This is a genomic window from Kribbella jejuensis (assembly GCF_006715085.1).
In the GTDB taxonomy this organism is placed as follows: domain Bacteria; phylum Actinomycetota; class Actinomycetes; order Propionibacteriales; family Kribbellaceae; genus Kribbella; species Kribbella jejuensis.
This window is the reverse complement of the sequence record NZ_VFMM01000001.1, coordinates 3,925,468-3,944,077: the sequence shown is the minus strand read 5'-3', so window position 1 is coordinate 3,944,077 and position 18,610 is coordinate 3,925,468. Positions and strand designations below refer to the sequence as shown.

Genomic DNA, 18,610 nt, shown 5'->3' with positions numbered 1-18,610 from the left:
GCGAGACAGGTTGAGTCCTCCGGAGCATTTAGAATGCAATACGCCTTTCGACGAGTGATCGTATGCGCGCTGCCCGTTCTCTGATGATGTCACGGGGTCGCTGGCGCTCCAGCGCGCTGGTACTCACAGGCAACAATTGACTCGCGAGATCATCTTTTAGGCTGTTCTCAAAAAGGGTAGGTTGCGCCTCTCGCTCTCGCAACACTCGCATAAGGCCGTAGCGACGAAGTCGACTCCCTATTCCAGGCATCACGAACACTTGTGCCGCCGTACGCAATCTCGCGGGGACGTCCGCCGACGTCTCAGACGCGGCGCCACCAGCAATTAGGGAAACGAGCGCCCATGTATCTTCCCCCTCGGGTAGCGCGGAACTAACGACCTCGCTGGTAACTAGATCACGTGGCTCGGCCGTCAGCATCGCGCCCACCATGGCTCCCCAGAGTGCTCGACTGGACCGTCTCGTATTCGCTTCCAACTCCTCAACCGGTGGGAGCTCTATAGGCATCGTTGGGTCGACCTCTCCTACCGAAATATGCCTATAGTCGCTTACGACTCGAGTGTTGGACGCAACCTCATGCCAACGGTTCATTGACGCTAGCCAATAATAGTGCCTAAGCAGGCTGTTGCTTGCGCCATCGATTCGAGCGGCAATCATTGCGGTGGCGACAGTGTCGTAAGCGAGTAGATCCGGCCTCCGCACACCCTCGCCTATGAGGAGTTCGGCGACGCTGGCCGTAGCCTCGACGGCCTCGAGCCAGTGCTGTTCCACGTGGGCAGGAGGCAAGGACAATACGGCGTTCCTGCGGACCTCGCCTATGGAGCGAAGCGCGATAGCGGAAATAGTCGGAAGGCCATTGTCGCCGAAGACCCGTCCTATGGCAGGGTATCTATTGCCAGCCTCCTCCCAAGCGTCTCGAAGCCCCCATCCGCTTCCACGGACCCGCGCCACCAGCAGATCGAAAGCATCAAGACGTTGTCCCCACTTATTCGTCCTCTCGAAGATCTGCGCAACAGTTGCGAGCCCAAGTTCGCCACCGAGATAGGTCACGGGGATGCGATAGTCATCCGCGGCCTGCAATCTCTCTGAGAATATCTCTCCCCACTCTCGAGTCCGTGATGACCTCGCATGCGTCGCTAGCCAGGCGAAGAACGTATGGTCATTGCGTAGTGCCGAGAACGGAACGAGAGCACTCTTATCGGAAATTGCTCGACTGCCGCGGCGCCTCGATACGACAACATCGTCCTCGAGCACATCAACGCCGCCTTGCAGGGCGTCGAAATTCACGAAGTATTGCTCGGGGCCGATATCATGCAGTGCATGCAGAAGCGCTGTTAGGCGCTGTTGCCCGTCTAACAGCGCGAGGAGTTCTCCCGCTCCTTGTCTCAGTGGCGGCGCACCCTCAAGCTCGCGCAGGGCGACATTTAGCATCCGATTCTCAGCGACCATAACGGTGCCAGAAGGAAGGCCGCCAACGACGGTCGACAGAAACGCCTTGACATCGGACGTCGACCACGCGAATCGACGTTGAAAGTCGGGAAGACCAAGATATCCACTGGTTATTCGCCGAATCGCATCTGCGGCCGTCCAGATTTGCAGGACGAAGTCCACCGATCGCCTCATGTGAGCTTCTCCTCATCCGTCGATTCAACATCCGCTGGCGGAATCTCTGGAGTGGCGGTCGACACTGGAGGGGAATAGCCGAATGTGGCGGGCGTGCTTAGGACGACGTCTTTCTGACGCGCCAACCACGCGCCAATGCCGTCCTCGTTCCGCTTGCGAAACTCCAGCAATTTAAGAGTCTCCAGTCCGGGAGCACTTACGACAGGATGCAGGAGCAGAATGGAACGGCTCTCGGTCGCCAAAATGTCATATGGCGTCGATCCATCTACCTTGACTGCGAAAAAACTGGATGCGGAAGCAGCTGCGGACCAACTTGCCTTAAACTTCTCGCACCAAGGCAGGCTCTCCTCCCATCGATCAGCCGGTATCGCGACTCGAAAGTCTTCTAGCGCCCCGTCTCGTGCGCAGCGCATGATGAAGTCATCGAAGTTGCCAATCAGCGCCTCCGGTCTGCGAGCGACGATCGTGAGCTCTCGCGCTCCTTCAAGGAGCGACGACCAGTCGATCTTAGCTTCTGTATCCAGTCTGATCAGCCCATGCTCTCTCACATCTTTCGAAGTGCCGAGCTTCTCTAGCGTTGCGTCTTCGACTTCCGAGCGCAGCCATACTTCATAGACCAGGCCGAGAAACGCTGACTGCAAAATCGCACCCAGAACGGCAAACGCCACAGTCTGGAGGGTGAGCATCTTCCCCAGAAGCAGGCCAGCCAAGACTATCGCCAAGATCGAGGCGACCATGAGGAGCGTGGCGAGCTTGATCGCACTCCCGAGGATTCGTCTCTTTTTGAGCCACCGTCGCAATTTCGTCAGCATCCCCTCGTCCCCTCGCGGCTGGACGATCATACTGCTATCCACACCCTTCACTAGCTGACACAAGGTGGACTCTCGGTTCGGTCCCTGTAGTAGCCCCCGCGGCGGACGCCGGCTTGGGAGACGCTGTATTCCCTCCGGCGATGGTCGTCATCGCGCACGACACGAACGTTGCACGGCTGTTGGAGAAGCACATTGCCGAACTCGGTGAGGCGTCGCCGATGCTCGTCAACTCTAAAACCGGCGACCGGGTTACTGTCCGGATCGACTCTGACGCGCTGGCGAAGGCCGAGGCAGGAGAGGGCGACGGTGCAGGAGAGCAGACCCGCGAAATCGTCGCCACCGTCGGCCGCATCGGCAAGCCAGGCGAGCAGGTTCGATGCCTCATATCCGTTCAGATGCTCAGCGAGGGATGGGACGCACGAAACGTGACTCAGATCCTCGGCCTCCGGGCGTTTCAATCCCAGCTCCTATGCGAGCAGGTCGTGGGCCGGAGGCTGCGCCGCTCCAGCATGAGCGACCTGAGCCAGCCCGAATACGTCGACATCTACGGGGTCCCATTCCAACTGCTGCCGATGGCAAAAGCCGGCGGCGGCAAGCCGAGCCCGCCGCCCGACTACACCAACGTCCATAGCATCCGTGACCGGCAAGACAGGCTCATCGAGTTCCCGCGCCTCGTCCAGATAGTCCCGGACATCCAGGACAAACTCGACGTCAACCTCGACGCGATCGAGCCTATCCGGGTGACGCCTCGGTTCGACCCAACCGAGACATGGGTCGAGTTCGACCTCGGCACTCCGCACGCCGGCATGGGCGGCGTCACCCAGGACCGCGAGCGCGCCTACCAGAACTTCCGCATTCAGCGGCTCCTCTTCCGCGTCGCCGCTGGCCTCATCGAGCCGTACAGCAAGCCGTGGCTCTTCCCACAAGCCCTCAACATCGCCGAGCGAGTCGTCCGCCCGACCGGGAACGGCGGAAAGATCGACTACTCCGACGGCGTCGACCCGCGCGAAGTATGCAACCTTCGTTACCTAACCGTCATCCGCGAGCGACTGTCCGCGGCGCTTCGCCCCGGCGAAGGGCCCGAACGGTTCCTCCCCGCACTCGACGAGTACCAGCCGATCGGCAGTACAGATGGGCTCAACTTCAACTCACCAACCGACCGTTGCGTACCGACCCAGAAGAGCCATCTATCCCACGCGGTATGCGACTCTGGGCTGGAACGAAGGATCTGCGCGGTTCTCGACGGACACCCGAACGTCGAGGCTTGGGTGAAGAACCACAAGCTGTTCCTTGAGATCCCGTACCTGTACTTCGGGACCACATACCGCTACCGGCCAGACTTTGTCGTCCGCCTCGACAACGGCCTGAGAATCCTTGTCGAAGGCAAGGGTGATCCGGACGAGAAGGACGACGCTAAGGCGACGGCCGCCCGCCGATGGGTCGCAGCCGTCAACGCCTGGGGTGGTAACGGGCACTGGGTCCACCACATCTGCTATGACGCCGCCGACCTCGATGCCGTCCTCCATGCGATTCGGAGGGAGCACGAGGAACATCCAGCGACTGCACCAACCGCGTCGGAGTGACCCACGGGAGGGCTGGATGGGACGTCCGACGTTTGAAATGACCCGTAAGCCTTGGTTCGGACCCCGTGCCCGAGCCAAGCAGCTCCTTTACGGTCATCGAAGTGCCGTACTTCAGCCCGGGCATGAAGCACTGGGCGCGTTGGCAGAGGTGTTGGGGACGGCCTTCAGCAGCGTTCAGCATGTGCGATTCATCGACTTCAAGATGAATGGGCAATTCCGGTACACCATCGCCGTGTGCAGGACCGATTCTCACCATAAAGGTCGCGACGCGCTCTTTGACCTTGGGAAGGACTGTGTCAGCGCCACGGGCTGGTACCCGCTGCCTCAAGCTGAACGTCTGGGAAGCGCCGCGTCGGCTCGCGCCATTGGCTCGGGTCGCGACCTGCCCATGATTACGAGCGCTCGTCTCTCCGACATCGCCGCTGCGACAGACGGCTCCGATGGAGGCACAGCAGTCAGGGTGACCTTCAGCGATGGAGCCAGCCTGCTGCTCGACGCTGGTTTCGGCATCGAGGAGTTCAGGAGCGACTCTGACCGGCTGGTTCTGATCAGCCATCACCATCGTGATCACATTGGGGGCCTCGAACGAGGACGGTTCGACGGGCTTCCTGTGGGCATGCCGGCGGCGACCGCGCGCGGCCTTGACGCGCAGGGTCGTCTTGAGCCAATCCGGCGACCGAAACAGTTGAGTCCCTGATAGTGGTGTAGCGCGGTCGCCGAGCTCGTCGTGGACGAGGAAGCGGTCACCGCGTGATCCTTCGAGTCAACCTTCCACAGAATCCTCGAGGACCATCACGATGACCGCACCACACATTGTCGACCCTGCCGGTCTGCTTGGCGAGGCGCTCGCCGAGGCGTCGCCTGATTTGATGCGTTCGCTGTTGCAGTCGATCATCAACGCGTTGCTGTCGGCCGATGCCGACGCGGTGGTCGGCGCCGAGTGGGGACGACCCGCCCCGGGCCGTGTCGCGCAGCGCAACGGCTACCGGCACCGCGATCTCGACACCCGGGTCGGGACCGCCGACGTCGCGATCCCGAAACTGCGCAAGGGCACGTACTTCCCGGAGTGGCTGCTGGAGCGCCGCAAACGCGCCGAGTCGGCCCTGATCACCGTCGTGGCCGACTGCTACCTGGCCGGCGTGTCCACCCGGCGGATGGACAAGCTGGTCAAGACCCTCGGCATCGACTCACTGTCGAAGTCCCAGGTGAGCAGGATGGCCGCCGACCTGGACGCGATCGTGGAGGACTTCCGGCACCGGCCGCTGGACGCATCCGGCCCGTTCACGTTCGTGGCCGCCGACGCGTTGACGATGAAGGTCCGCGAAGGCGGCCGGGTCGTCAACGCCGTCGTACTGCTGGCCACCGGCGTGAACGGCGACGGGCACCGCGAAGTCCTCGGCCTGCGCGTGGCCACGTCCGAGACTGGACCGGCCTGGAACGAGTTCTTCGCCGACCTGGTTGCCCGCGGCCTGGCCGGCGTCCGGCTGGTCACCTCCGACGCGCACGCCGGTCTGCGGGAAGCGATCGCGGCGAACCTGCCCGGCGCCGGCTGGCAGCGTTGCAGAACGCACTACGCCGCGAACCTGATGGGTATCTGTCCCAAGAGCATGTGGCCGGCCGTGAAGGCGATGCTGCACTCGGTCTACGACCAGCCCGACGCGGCCGCGGTCCAGGCCCAGTTCGACCGGCTGCTCGACTACGTCGGCGAGAAGCTCCCCGCTGTCGCCGACCACCTCGCCACGGCGCGCGAGGACGTGCTCGCGTTCACCAGCTTCCCGAAAGACGTGTGGACACAGATCTGGTCGAACAACCCCGCTGAACGCTTGAACAAGGAGATCCGGCGCCGCACCGACGCGGTCGGGATCTTCCCCAACCGCGACGCCATCGTTCGCCTCGTCGGCGCCGTCCTGGCCGAACAAACCGACGAATGGGCCGAAGGACGGCGCTACCTCGGGCTCGACGTTCTCGCCCGCCCACGACTGACCACCATCAACACCCAACCTGACATCGACACCGACGACCTCCCAGCACTCACCGCCTAAACCCAGCCCCAGGATCACGCAGCACTACACCACTCCCAGGGACTTGACCGCCAGGTATCGCGGGTTTTGGTTCGACTTCGGCTCGCACTTCCTCTCACGGATTGCTCGCAGACGTTCCCGCATCCGGCTGAGCTCCGCTAGCTCCTCGAGGTAATCGCGCACTCCGCCACACTGCTCCGACGTTCGCGACTTGACAACCTCTACGCGTGACTCGCACTGCTCCAGACTGCCCGATCGCGGGCTGCTGGTAGGTGGCTCCTGCGTCAATTCGGCGATCTATAGCCTCAGCCCAGTCGTGGCGCCGATCACGTCGTAGCGGACCGACTCGTGTGCGGCCAAGGCGATGCGCCGCGCGAGCCGGGAAGGCGTACAGATCGCGTCAGCTGGCGTTTGGCGGGGCGCCATCCCGGGTCGGGACGGGACTTGAAGGTGTCAGACGCTTGCGCTTGAACGCACCGTCTTCGCTCGGAATCTCATCCTCATAGCCTGGCAATGCCTGATAGAGCTCCGAAATCAGCTCTGCCGTGGCCGCCGCCTTGCAGCGTGCGCCGTCTGGCTCTGTCACGATCAAGTAGTGGGTCGAACAGGCACACGACAACGTGAAGGCGGAGAACCGGCCCCGCATCGCCTCATGAACGAGCGCGGCGGGGTAAAACGTACTGTGCTTGCCGCAGGCGGTCGGTAGCTCAACCATGCCACCGGCGAGTCGGCTCGGTGCCAGCTCCGTGGCTGGGCGCCATGCTCGCAGCTGAATGCGCTGATCGCTCGAGCGGAAGTCCTTACCGCCAGCGAATCCGAGAAAGGTCGCATCGTCCAGAGGAAGTCCATCCGGCCAGACAGCAGGCTCAGTGGCAGGCCAGATCTGGGGTAGCTCAAGGCCGGTATCCATCTGCACTTCCAGACTTGGTGTTGTGAAACGCAAGCCTTGGAGTACTAGCTGCCCCAGAGCGATTGTCATTGCATAGCCCTGAGGCTGATCCGGGTCCGATAGACCGTCGACATGCACCACGAGGGGTGTGACCCGAGCCGCCGCGAGGCGAGTGCCTTGATAGCGTCCGACCCAGAACTGGCTGGCCGCCAAGGGATTTTGGTCGTCGCGCAGGTCGTGCAGTGCTCGATACTCCGAAGCCGGAAGTCCGTAACCGTTCTGTCGCTCCTCCTCCGAGGACACCAGCATGGCCGTAAGTGCGGTCTTCTGGACCCAGGCCGCGATCGGCCCTTGATCTGCGACGGCGATCGTGCCGGGTTGTCCGAGGATCATGGGCGTCAGCACGCGCTGAGCGATGGACTCGAGACGGCTCATCCAGCCGTGATTGCACTCACCGCACACGTCCCGCACCTTCTGACCGAAGGGGCTGCGGACTCCCAGCTCACGCCCGACGCGGTTCAACCGGCCGGCACCGTGCGGCACCGGATCCCGTCCCAGCCCGATCCTGCCCACCCAATCACCGAAGACATGCTCACCGGTCAGCTTGCCGGCGCGACCGCAGAAGGCACAGACAGCGGGCATAGGTCACCTCTCGATCGATCTGATCACAGTTCGCGCATCGAAGAAACCGCGACTCTGTCCGGTCTGCCCACAACTCTCGAACTCACGACCTGCGGACAGCTAGGCTGCGCGATGGCTTCGACTTGGCCATCTCTAGGCGTCAGGAGTGCCGCTCAGGCCTCATTTGGACACCTCTGCCCGCACGAGTTGACTCCAGTTCGCGTCACGAACCGTGTCACGGGAGGGCGACTCACCGCGGGGTGAGAGGCGCAGTCTGATCATCATAGTCAGCGTCCCCGATGTCATCCCTCTGCCAGGGCTGGAGCGGCCAAGGCGACCAGCAGAGCGGGACATGAGGATGCGGAGGGCCCGGGCGTCGCGGACTGCGAGTTCAGATGTCAGGATCGCTACCGTGCACCTCGAAATGACGCTGATCGACTCCGCTGCCCAATCCGCCCGGTGGGTGCAGAAGCCCTTCGGCAACACCCGCGGTTTCAACCCCAACTGGTGGGTTGGCTCTGCCAAGAGCCCTGCTGTCTGGTGCAGCGTCACGGACGCAGCAATGGGGGAGGTCGCCCGGGCCCAGGTCAAAACGCGCTCCCTCGTTGGCGTGGCGTACCCCACCCGACGCGTCCCCGTCGGTGGGGCGACCGAGATCCATCTCCTTGAGGTACGTGAGGACCTGCGTCGCGGCTGTCGCGGCATCGGGCGGGCCGTAGTCGCCATGCTCGAGGAGGCATTTCCCGGACCGCTGCTTGCGCTGTCGCTGGACGCGACCTCCGACGGCTTCTGGCGACGACTCGGTTGGAACGAACACGACCACGAAGACGCCGCCGGCCGCCGCGCCGAGGGCGCGCGGCCGCCAGCCAACCTGTTTGAGTCCGTACGGTCCTGACCGGCGGAAACGCCGGACCGCCAGCAGCAGGTCAAACTCACAGTCTGGCTGTCGTACGGATCGGCCCCTCAAGTGCGTGGGCCTCCGTGCCGAATGTGGTTACGCGTCAGCGCTTACCCTCGACGTATCGCGGCTCACAGATTCATCGGCGACCTCGGCGCCGCGCCAGGTCATACAAACCCGCAAGGAGACCAAGTGGTCAAGCTCGCCGACCTGATCGCGAATGCCGCCCAGATTATGAAGCTGGACCTGGCCAGGATCAGGTTGGCAACTAAGCGCGCTGAGCTGAAGGGAGGGGCTGCCGAGGAGGTCTTGGCCAAGTTCTTGAAGCAACGGCTCCCGGGCTCGCTCGGCATCACCAGAGGGCACGTGGTCGACGCGAACGGCGGACTGAGCAAACAAGCAGACGTCATCATCTACGACGCACTACGCACTCCAATTCTTTTCGAGAGCGCCCTGGATGGATGGGATGTTGTGCCCGCCGAAGGGGTGGTCGCCGTGATCGAAGTGAAGATGCATCTGACCGCGGCGGATATACCCAGCGTCGTTGCCAACTGCGACAGTGTGATGCAGCTACGCCGTGACGCATACATCGGTCGCGCCGTCCAGACCATCGAGGCCTATGGGTCGAGGTGGAGCGAACTCCCGATCTACTACAGCGTGTTCGCCTACGAGAGCGACGGCATGTACGCGGCCGAGCTGAACGAACTTCTGTCGTCGCACGCGTTGCAGGATCGGATCGGAAGTGTCTGTTACCTGGATCGAGGGGTCTCCCTTCATGCTGATCTCTCAGGTGCGGCTGCCGCACTTGTGCCGGTCGCCACCGAGCTGGCGACGCTGCTCGACATCCCCCCGCCTAACGCGCTTCTCCTGTGGCTAACGGCCTTGAGCACTGTGGTCTCAGTCGGCGCATCTCGGCGGCCAATCGACCTGATGCGCTACGCGCCAGAGGAACATGCAGAGTTGCGCGGCACGGTACGAGGGACGTCACCTGACGTTGCCCGCCGGCGCGCTGAGGCCGCTGGGCAGCAAACGCTGACAGGTCTTGAAATGGATCCCGCGACCGCAGCCCGCATCACTACGATGATGCTTGACAGCCAGTCGCTCACAGCAGGCGACCTCCGGGCGGTAGAGGCGGTGGGTGGTCAAGTGGTTCCGGAGGACGAGGGCCACGCAAAGCTGGTTATACCGACGGGCAGTTGACAACGTCACGACTCCTTTACGGAGCCCCGCCGACGCGAAGCCGCGGGATGGAATCGAATCAATGTCCGTCTCATTACGAGGAAGAACTACACCGTCGCATTCGCTCTCTACCAGCACATCTAGCAACACGGCCACCCTCAGCGAGCGCGAGATTCCCCATGCGTACCCGTCATTTCGTGCCACAAGTCATGCCATGCGTCTCGACTATGTCGTCACGGTTCAGTTGGCGGATCACCTTGGCTGCACCCGACGCAAGCCAGTTCGGACACTGGGCGCGGACCATCGACTGGTGTGGTTGTCGGCGGCGCTCGAAAACTGAACACTTTCGGCGGTGAAAAGTGAGCACTCGACGATTGGAGAGTGATCACTTTGGAGGACTGGGCGCTGATCAGGAGGTTGGCGGCTGACGGGGTGCCGAAGTCGCGGATCGCTGAGCGTTTGGGGATCTCGCGGACGACGGTGATCAAGGCGGTGAGCTCGGATTCCCCGCCGCGGTATGTGCGCAGGCCAGGGCCGACGTCGTTCACGGCGTTTGAGCCGGCGGTGCGGGCGTTGCTGGAGGAGGTCCCGGACATGCCGGCGACGGTGCTGGCCGAGCGGGTGGGCTGGACGGGGTCGATCCGGTGGTTTCGCGAGAACGTGAAGCGGTTGCGGCCCGAGCATCGGCCGGTCGATCCGGCCGACCGGATCGTGTGGGCACCCGGTGATGCTGCGCAGTGCGATCTGTGGTTCCCGCCGCGCAGGATCCCGCTCGAGGACGGCGCCGCGAAGCTGTTGCCGGTGCTGGTGATCACCGCCGCGCACTCGCGGTTCAGCACCGGCAGGATGATCCCGACCCGGAAGACCGAGGACCTGCTGCTGGGCACGTGGGAGCTGATCCAGCAGTTCGGGCGGGTTCCACGCCGGCTGATCTGGGACAACGAGCCGGGCATCGGCCGCGGCCAGCGCCGGGCCGAGGGGGTCGCGTCATTCATGGGCACCTTGGCGACCAAGCTGGTGCTGCTGCCGCCCCGGGACCCGGAGTCCAAGGGGGTGGTGGAGCGGCGCAACGGCTGGTTCGAGACCTCGTTCCTGCCCGGCCGCAGGTTCGCGTCGCCGACGGACTTCAACGACCAGTTCACCGACTGGCTGACCAGAGCGAACGCGCGAGTGGTGCGCACCCTCAAGGCCGCACCGACCGACCTGGTCGACGCCGACCGGGCCGCGATGCTGGCGTTGCCGCCGGTCCCGCTGCATCTGGGCTGGCGCAACAAGATCCGGCTGGGCCGCGACTACTACGTCCGCCTCGACACCAACGACTACTCCGTCGACCCGGCCGTGATCGGCCGGATGGTCGACGTCGCCGCAGACCTCGACCGCGTCCGGGTCCGCTGCGAGGGCCGCGTCGTGGCCGAACACTCCCGTGTCTGGGCCAGAGGGACCACCGTCACCGACCCGGTCCATGTCGAGACAGCCGCCTGGCTGCGCAAGCAGTTCCAGCAACCACGCACCGCCACAGCTGCCGGTGTCGTCGCTGCCGCCGGTGATGATCTCGCCCGGGATCTCAGCGACTACGACCGCGCATTCGGGCTCACCGAGGAAGGAATCAGCTGATGGCTACCAGCAATCCCAGGACGAAACCCGCCGCGAAGCCGACCGAGGCGGTCAAGAAATCACCTACCTGGCCGCCGCATTGAAGGCACCGCGGATCACCGAGGCCGCAACCCGGCTGGCCGACCAAGCCCGTGACGCGGGCTGGACCCATGAGGACTACCTCGCCGCGGTCCTCGAACGCGAAGTCAGCGCCCGCAACTCCTCCGGCGCCCGACTACGCATCCGTGCCGCAGGCTTCCCAGCTCCCAAGACACTGGAGGACTTCGACTTCGACGCCCAACCCACGATCCGACAGCAAGTCGCCGCGCTCGCATCCGGTGGGTTCTTGACCGAGGCCCGCAACGTCGTCCTGCTCGGGCCGCCCGGCACCGGGAAGACCCACCTAGCCACCGCTCTCGGAGTCGCGGCCGCCCGGCACGGCCACCGGGTGCTGTTCGCGACCGCGACCGACTGGGTCACCCGGCTCACCGACGCCCACCGCGCCGGCAAACTCCCCCAAGAACTCACCAGACTGCGGCGCTACGGGCTGATCATCGTCGACGAGGTCGGCTACCTCCCGTTCGAACAAGACGCCGCGAACCTGTTCTTCCAGCTCGTCTCGTCCCGCTACGAACACGCTTCCCTCGTGCTGACCTCGAACCTGCCGTTCTCCGGCTGGGGCGGCGTGTTCGGCGACCAAGCGGTCGCCGCCGCGATGATCGACCGGATCGTTCACCACGCCGACGTCCTCACCTTGAAGGGCGCCAGCTACCGGCTCCGCGGACGCGGCATCGACAGCCTCCCCAGCATCCGCACCACCGCCGGGGAAAACGAGTCCTAGACTGCCCACAACCGCTCACTTTTCAAGCGCCGGAACCGACCAGCTTTGGAGCGCCGTCGACAAAGCCAGCCAGTCAGACTGGCGCGCTGTCCGGCAGTACCTGATCGAGAGCGGAATTGGCCTCGCCGCACGAACCGCCGACCTTTACGACCCCGCGCTGCGCGTCGAGCAGGTGCCCGCGATCAGCACAGTCGAGTGGCTTCCATGCGGGCCGGTACCGCTTCAGAGCTCGACCTCCAGTGGGACACCAACCCGGGCAAGCCGCGCGTCACCGGCCTTGAAGCAGAGGCCCGACCTACCTTGCCCCTGCGCGCACCAGGGCACGGCATGTTGGGAGTCGGAGGGTTCGCCCTGATGACAGGCATCAGCTGGCTGATGGCCGACCACGCAGAGAGCGCCACGGAAAGCCCGATTGCGATTCGCGATCACAAGGTTCTCGCTTCGCTGTCGAGGTACATGATCCTCGGGGTGGCGGCAGCAGTCTCGCTACTGCTCACCATGACGAGCCTGGATTACCTGAGCATCATGTACGGCAGCAAGGTGCCCAAGACGCTCTCGGTCGCGACGTGGGCGGTACCAGTGCTCGTCTTGCTGCTGGCCACCATGCTGACTGCCGGCCGCCGCTTCCTGCGGAAGTGGTGGCGAGACATCTCATCCACACCAGCCGCCACCGGGCCGTTCACCTTTGCGACCTTCGCGCTGTTGACCTATGGCATTGCTGGGCCTGTGGCAGCTGGTTGGATGATGGCGAGGTCCGGCTCGGCTTGGGAAGGTCCCGATCAATCGACCGCCATCGCCGTGAGCTTGGCCGTTGGCTTAATGTTGCCTGGTCTCTTGATCGTCTCAGTAGTGATAGCCACGCCAGAAATCGTGCCTCCATTGGAACAGCAGCCGGGGCAGCCGTCTGGACGACTGACGCCCGACCCGACGCTCCCGCACGTTGGAGTTGTAAAACGACGCACCCGCCGAGTGCTGCAGCCGCTCGATCATGAAACTCTATTGCAGCGTTCAATCGAGATATTTCCCCAGGGATACTTGACGAACATAAGCATCATCCAAGGCGTTGCGCTGAGCGTTCTGACGGTCGAGACCGTGAACCATCTGAAACAAGTAGGCATCGAATCGGCTCCTCAGACGGTTCCGCTATCGCTCTTTAGCTTGGCGGGCCTCATCATCGTGTCGTATGAATATCTATGGTTCAGCACGGTCATGCGATGGTCCCCGACGTTCCGAGACACCGCGATACCGGTGATCCTCGGTGTCGCAGAGATCGTGCCTCCACTACTACTTGGCCGAACAGTTGCTTGGTGGATCGCCGCCGCCTTTTTCGCCCTGCTTGGCTCGGTGGCATTTCTTAATACAGTCTCCCGTCTTCGACCAGAGATGTTCCCCCAACACTCTGAACCATATCTTTTGATTCGGCGACTGCTTTCTCACCTGTCGATTATCTGTACCTGCATGTCCACCTTTGCGACCATCATCGCCATCCTCTTGGCTCAGAATGTCAGGCACAGCGCCGCAATATCGTCGGTGGGGGCCTGCATCATTGCCCTACCTGGGGCGGCGATGATCATCGGATACAGTGAGACCGTACTAAATAATGTGTATTCTGCCTACAGTATCGATCGACGACCGCCTGTTTTTAGTCGAATGCGCGGTGTAATACTGGGCGATGCGGACAACTTCCCATCGACGGAGGGTCCCTCATCTGGCCAGAAGGATTTGTCATCGCCGCCCGGAACCGCAGATGCCTCCGAGGAGGACCCCCAGGCGCCGCGGATGGACTAGTCCCTGATGGCCACATATGCGGGCAAGAGGATCGGCGCGCCGCTGCAAGTCGGCGGGGCGCCGCGGCAACAGAGGCTGCCTGACCGTCGCTATTGCTACTACGCGGGTTTGGTACGCCGGGTGTCGTCGAGAAGGTTCCAGTCGCGTAGGAGGTCGAGAGCGCGGCGGACGGTCCCGTCCGATACCGCGTGTTGTTCGGCTAGCTGGCTTGTGGGTGGAGGTGAGGTGCCCTCCGGCAATAATCCAGATTCGATTGCCGCGCTCAGCTTGGCCGCAATCACCTCGTACGGGGCTCGCGGGGAGCGCTGGATTCGCTCACGCTCACTAAGCTGTTCTGGGCGGCTTGGGAGGCGGTCAAACAGGGCGGTCGCGGCGCGTTGGTCAGCCTCTGAGACGAAGGCTGTGTACACGCGGAGCGTTGTGGTGCCGGCCGCCTCTGTGGCCGAGGCGGCCGGCAACAGTTCGGATGTCGACTCCTGCAGCGATCAGTTCAGTGGCTGAGTAGTGGCGCAGGTTGTGCAGGTGGGTATCGATGCCGAGGCGGGTGGCCAGCTTGCTGTAGCGCTGCGAAACGCTGTCGCGGACCAGGTGCTCGCTGTTGTCCGGGGCGAGTGAGAACACGAACGCATCCGGCCCGAGCTTGGTCTTGAGGTTCGCTGCGTTCTCGTCGCACGTCTCCCGGTGCTTGCGGAGGAGCGCCACGGTTTCCGTGTCCAGCCGTAGGCGGCGGTGCTGGTGGGTTTTGGTGTCCTTGAGCCACTTCTTGCTGCTGTTCTGGGCCACGCTGCTATCGATGACGATGGTGCCCTGCTCGAGATCGACCTTCGCCCAGCGCAGGGCGCACAGTTCACCGCGCCGGGCGCCGGTGACCATCGCAAGCCAGACGAACGTACTCCACGCCGGGTCGGCAAACGCCTCCTCGAGGATTTGTGCGGCCTCCGCGGCAGTCGGTGGGCGGGGGTTGGGTTTGGGCGCTGCTGGAGGCTTGCCTGTGGGCATCGGGTTCACCGATACCCGCTTCCACCGGACCGCCTGACGAAAGGCGCCGCTCAGGATGAAGTGGATCTGGCGGATCGTGGACGCACCGAGCGGCCGGCACTCATGCGGACGGCACCGGTCGTCGCATTCGTGCGGGGTCTTGCTGCGGTGTTCGGTGAAGGGGCGTCGATCGCAATGGCGACGACAGCGCCGGAGTTCGGCGTAGTACGAGTCGAGAACGTCGGCGTTGACCGCGCCGACCTTGACGTGCCCGATCAACGGCTCGATGTGGTTTCGGACGTACCCGCGGTACGTGCGGCGGGTGGTCTCGTCCAGCTCAGCGAGCTCCAGGTGTCGCTCGATGAGCTGGCTTACACTCGCGTTGGTCCGAGGCTGCCGCCGCTCGTCGACCTGGGTCTGGAGCCGCCGTATAGCTCGCTCCGCCTCCTCGGCTGCCTTCGGCGAGTTGGCCGGGATCGTCTCGCGAAGATAGTGGCGACGTTTTGAAACCGGGTCGACGCCGGCGTACACGGACACTCGGAGCGCGCCACTGGGAAGCTCCTCGACGGAGCCGCGGGCGCGCTGGCGCCGTCTCGGAGCCTTTGCCATGTGATCAATGGTATCGATTCGCACCACGTTTGATCCCATGAGGCTGCAATCTGCCGCACTGATCAGCCGTCCAGGTTCATCAGAATCCCTTTATTCTTAAGGGATTCACGGCCTGAACACCTTCGGTTGATGGGTGACGGATCTGTTTCGGTAGATCCTTGACATTCAGTTTTGAAGTTTAGGGCGGCGTTGGCCGCCGGGGACGGATGATTTCTTCTTGCGTACTTCGCCTGGTTGGTCGCGGGTCTGGGTGCGGAGGAGTTGGTCGCCGTCGAAGAACTGCAAGACGGTATCGGTGACCCAGACGTCGATGTTGCGGCCGGCAGCGGCGATGCCGAGGCAGACCTGCTGCCAGCTCACGCACACCACGCCCGTCCGGCTGGCGCGCCGGGCGACCCAGTAGCCGTCACCACGGCCGGGATCAGGCTTGGTGGTGGAGCCCGTGGCCGCAGTGGCCGGCCGCAGTGCGGTGACCGGCGCCGCTACGGCGTGCAGGAACCGGTCGGCCGGCGTGGCCATGCCGATCGCCTGATGCGGCCGGCGGTGGTTGTACTCGGCCACCCAGGCGTCCAGTTCGGCCTGAACGGTGGCCAGGTCGGGGAAGACCCGGTCGGTGCGGAACTCGGTGCGCAGCGCCCGGTGGAACCGCTCCACCTTGCCCGTCGTGGTCGGTGAGCGGGGGTGGGTGAGCCGGTGGGTGATGCCGTTCTCCCGGCAGATCCGGTCGAACAGCACCTCGACCGGTGGGTGGTTGAATCGGCCGGTGAACACCTTGCCGTTGTCGGTCAGGATCTCCTCCGGGACGCCGTAGGTGCGCATCGCCAAGGCCAGCCCCTCGCAGACCCGCTGGGCCGACTCTCGCAGCATCAGATAGGCGCTGACGCAGTACCGGGAGTGGTCGTCGATCCCGGTCAACGCCTTCGCGCGGCGCCCGTCGGCCAGTACGAACCCGCCGACTACGTCCATTTGCCACAACTCCATCGGCCGGCCGCGTTCCCACCGACGCCACTTGCGGTCCCGCGGCCGCCGCGCCCCAGGATCGATCAACGACAACCGCACCAGCGCCCGATACACCGCCGACTCCGACGGCACCAACCCCACCGGCACCATCCCACCGGCCCCAGCCCTGCGGCACCGTCACGTCGCAGTTCGTGCACCAGCCGCCGCGGACCCCACGTCGGATGCGCCCGCCGCAGCTCGGCCACCGCGACCTCGACCACGGCCGGCATCTGATGCGGACACGACCGCGGCCGATGCGACCCATCCCCGAGATTCTCGATCCCGCCCGCCTCGTACTTGGCCAGCCACGCGTGCAGGGTCTGCCGCGACACCCCGAACCGCGCCGCCGTGTCCTTCACCGTCTCACCGTCACTGACCACCGCCAGCACGGCCAGATACCGCTGCTCAGCCACACTCATCTCCCGCATACCGGGAGTGTCAACAATCAACCGAAGTAGCCGTCAACCATCAGCCGAAAACATGTAAAGCCTCAACCGAGGACGATCTGTCGTCCATCAGCCGAGGCCATACATCACAATGGTAGGCCCCGTGGGACTCGAACCCACAACCCGCGGATTGGGTATCCACGTTGTGCAGTACTCCGCAACGCCGGTCGAATCTTGCGCCTGACCAGGGAAGTCTTACTTAGAGTAGCTGTCGTCAGTTCTCATCGCTTGGTAGTGGTTCGCGTCCAAAACGGTGGGCAATCTGGTGGGCAGCAACCTACGTTCGCACGATGCAGGGGCTTGCCGACCAACCTGCCCCACAGCCCGTCAGTGACACGTAAGCGTCAACGCGAGATCGAACATCTGTTCTATAATTCTCGTCATGGGGAGCAATCGTCGGTACCCTCGGGACTCGCCTCCGAACCTCACGGCTCGGCACTGCTGGGTCTTGCGGACGGTTCGGGAGCGTGGACCGTCGCCGGGGCTGATCCTGGAGTGGCGACAGACCAACTCCGGCGCCTGGGCGGCCCGCGTGGTCTACGTCCCGGACCACCGAGAAGGACGCTCCGTCGAGGACTGGTTCGCCGACTACCACTTGCGTCCGATCGACGTCTGGCCCAGCGAGGGGACACAGCAGGCCGCTCGTTACGGCACCGAGCGCTGACCAGATGCACTATTGACGGTTGCGCGTCAAGCTGGTCAGCCAAGTCCGAGCGTCTACTTATAGCCGGCCTGCCGAAGCCTCTCCTGGTACGCAGCCATGTCGTGCCGTGCTCGCGCCATCCCGTGGTGCGTAGTCACGAGCTCGGCGAGCATCGCCACGAACTCCTCAAAGGTCGATCGCGATGTGGCTTCGCCTCGACGCATGAAGACTCCATTGGGTGCGGCAGGATCACCTACGGTGAAAGCGAATACGTCAGCATCTGGCGTGCCTCCCGCGATGGTTGGCACCGGGCATGCCACTTCGTGCATCTCGGCAATTGCAAATACGTCATCGGGAGCGCCCCACGGATCGGATGCGGCACTCAGGAACAATCGCAGGTTCGTCAGATAGAGGGTGGCGCGTTCCGTCTTCGTGAAGATGCGAGAGCGCCCCTCACTCTCAGCCGACGGATCGGGAAGCGACATGACCACCCGCATGTCCATCAGCGGAAACTCGTTCGGAATGTCGAGCATGTCGAGGCGGTGCTTGCCCCACGTTCCCCCAAGGCGGTCATACAGGGTCATCAGTATCCGAGTTCGATCCCGCCTGCTTCGTCCAGCATTCGCCCAGATCTCAGGCCCGCTACGGCGCCGCCTGAATAAGCTCATAGTTCCCCCCTTGATGCTGACCAGTACATCGGCGCGGGATCGTCGGTGTTACAGAGGACGCAACACCCGCGGTTGACGCTTACGTGTCAAGCGCACGGGCAGACCTCCCGCATCGCCCCGATAGCTGCCGACCTTAGGTGCGGTGCGGTGCGGGTCAAGGGTCGGAGATCCCGGAGGGACGCCGTAGGCGCCCTTGACGCGTGCCGTGCCGGACCGCCCCCTTCCATGATTGCTAGCGGGCCGATGCGGGAACCCACGGACGGACGGTCGGGGTAGGTAGCCGGACCGGAAGCGGTCGCCGGCCATTCCGACGACTGATGCACCAGGCAAGGTGTCGAGCGTTGACGGCGAGTTCTGCTGTCTTCGACCCGGCACCCTGTTGGCACGTGCGCGCCAAGCCAAGGGACGCGCCCAGAGCGCA

At 63.9% G+C, this 18,610-nt stretch carries 15 protein-coding genes and 1 pseudogene; 9 read left to right on the top strand and 7 right to left on the bottom strand.

Annotation, left to right across the window (positions count from 1 at the left end):
- Nucleotides 1-28: 28 nt before the first annotated feature.
- On the bottom strand, nt 29-1,621 hold the full coding sequence (locus FB475_RS19455; protein WP_141857639.1) for a DUF262 domain-containing protein: 1,593 nt from the start codon (nt 1,619-1,621) through the stop codon (nt 29-31).
- Nucleotides 1,618-2,463 (bottom strand): hypothetical protein, encoded by an 846-nt coding sequence (locus FB475_RS19450; RefSeq protein ID WP_141857638.1) that lies wholly within the window; start codon nt 2,461-2,463, stop codon nt 1,618-1,620. The genes FB475_RS19455 and FB475_RS19450 overlap by 4 nt, the downstream gene beginning before the upstream one ends.
- A 110-nt stretch (nt 2,464-2,573) precedes the next feature.
- Between FB475_RS19450 and FB475_RS19445 the strand changes: the two genes are divergently transcribed.
- The 3 genes from FB475_RS19445 to FB475_RS19435 all read left to right on the top strand — a co-directional run bounded on the left by FB475_RS19445 (nt 2,574) and on the right by FB475_RS19435 (nt 6,058).
- Nucleotides 2,574-4,016 (top strand): hypothetical protein, encoded by a 1,443-nt coding sequence (locus FB475_RS19445; protein WP_141857637.1) that lies wholly within the window; start codon nt 2,574-2,576, stop codon nt 4,014-4,016.
- Nucleotides 4,017-4,197: 181 nt separating this feature from the next.
- Nucleotides 4,198-4,713 (top strand): MBL fold metallo-hydrolase, encoded by a 516-nt coding sequence (locus FB475_RS19440; protein WP_141857636.1) that lies wholly within the window; start codon nt 4,198-4,200, stop codon nt 4,711-4,713.
- Between the two features lie 100 nt (nt 4,714-4,813).
- Entirely contained in the window at nt 4,814-6,058 is a 1,245-nt protein-coding gene (locus FB475_RS19435) for an IS256 family transposase (protein ID WP_141857635.1), read from the top strand.
- 379 nt (nt 6,059-6,437) lie between these two features.
- Here the strand turns inward: FB475_RS19435 and FB475_RS19430 are convergent, their stop codons facing one another.
- On the bottom strand, nt 6,438-7,568 hold the full coding sequence (locus FB475_RS19430; protein ID WP_141857634.1) for a hypothetical protein: 1,131 nt from the start codon (nt 7,566-7,568) through the stop codon (nt 6,438-6,440).
- Between the two features lie 403 nt (nt 7,569-7,971).
- Between FB475_RS19430 and FB475_RS19425 the strand changes: the two genes are divergently transcribed.
- The 5 genes from FB475_RS19425 (at nt 7,972) to FB475_RS19405 (ending at nt 13,846) form a co-directional block, all read left to right on the top strand.
- On the top strand, nt 7,972-8,442 hold the full coding sequence (locus FB475_RS19425) for a hypothetical protein (protein ID WP_141857633.1): 471 nt from the start codon (nt 7,972-7,974) through the stop codon (nt 8,440-8,442).
- Nucleotides 8,443-8,637: 195 nt separating this feature from the next.
- The gene (locus FB475_RS19420) at nt 8,638-9,645 is read left to right on the top strand and encodes a DUF6602 domain-containing protein (RefSeq protein WP_141857632.1); all 1,008 of its coding nucleotides are present in this window, start codon (nt 8,638-8,640) and stop codon (nt 9,643-9,645) included.
- A gap of 360 nt (nt 9,646-10,005) precedes the next feature.
- Nucleotides 10,006-11,238, top strand: coding sequence for an IS21 family transposase (gene istA, locus FB475_RS19415; protein WP_141857631.1), 1,233 nt, complete (start codon nt 10,006-10,008; stop codon nt 11,236-11,238).
- Nucleotides 11,150-12,058 (top strand): IS21-like element helper ATPase IstB, encoded by a 909-nt coding sequence (istB, locus tag FB475_RS19410; protein WP_238332231.1) that lies wholly within the window; start codon nt 11,150-11,152, stop codon nt 12,056-12,058. The genes istA and istB overlap by 89 nt, the downstream gene beginning before the upstream one ends.
- A gap of 354 nt (nt 12,059-12,412) precedes the next feature.
- The gene (locus FB475_RS19405; protein ID WP_141857630.1) at nt 12,413-13,846 is read left to right on the top strand and encodes a hypothetical protein; all 1,434 of its coding nucleotides are present in this window, start codon (nt 12,413-12,415) and stop codon (nt 13,844-13,846) included.
- A gap of 98 nt (nt 13,847-13,944) precedes the next feature.
- Here the strand turns inward: FB475_RS19405 and FB475_RS38400 are convergent, their stop codons facing one another.
- The 3 genes and pseudogenes from FB475_RS38400 to FB475_RS19395 all read right to left on the bottom strand — a co-directional run bounded on the left by FB475_RS38400 (nt 13,945) and on the right by FB475_RS19395 (nt 16,860).
- Complete coding sequence (locus FB475_RS38400) at nt 13,945-14,127, bottom strand: GntR family transcriptional regulator (protein WP_420359225.1); 183 nt, start codon at nt 14,125-14,127, stop codon at nt 13,945-13,947.
- 100 nt (nt 14,128-14,227) lie between these two features.
- Nucleotides 14,228-15,433, bottom strand: coding sequence for a tyrosine-type recombinase/integrase (locus tag FB475_RS19400; RefSeq protein ID WP_202878367.1), 1,206 nt, complete (start codon nt 15,431-15,433; stop codon nt 14,228-14,230).
- Between the two features lie 165 nt (nt 15,434-15,598).
- Nucleotides 15,599-16,860, bottom strand: a pseudogene (locus FB475_RS19395) (IS481 family transposase).
- A gap of 400 nt (nt 16,861-17,260) precedes the next feature.
- Between FB475_RS19395 and FB475_RS19390 the strand changes: the two are divergent.
- The gene (locus FB475_RS19390) at nt 17,261-17,542 is read left to right on the top strand and encodes a hypothetical protein (RefSeq protein ID WP_141857629.1); all 282 of its coding nucleotides are present in this window, start codon (nt 17,261-17,263) and stop codon (nt 17,540-17,542) included.
- Between the two features lie 53 nt (nt 17,543-17,595).
- On the opposite strand, the gene FB475_RS19385 is transcribed toward FB475_RS19390, so the two are convergent.
- Nucleotides 17,596-18,105: a hypothetical protein gene (locus FB475_RS19385; protein ID WP_141857628.1), complete on the bottom strand. Its 510-nt coding sequence runs from the start codon at nt 18,103-18,105 to the stop codon at nt 17,596-17,598.
- Between the last annotated feature and the right edge of the window lie 505 nt (nt 18,106-18,610).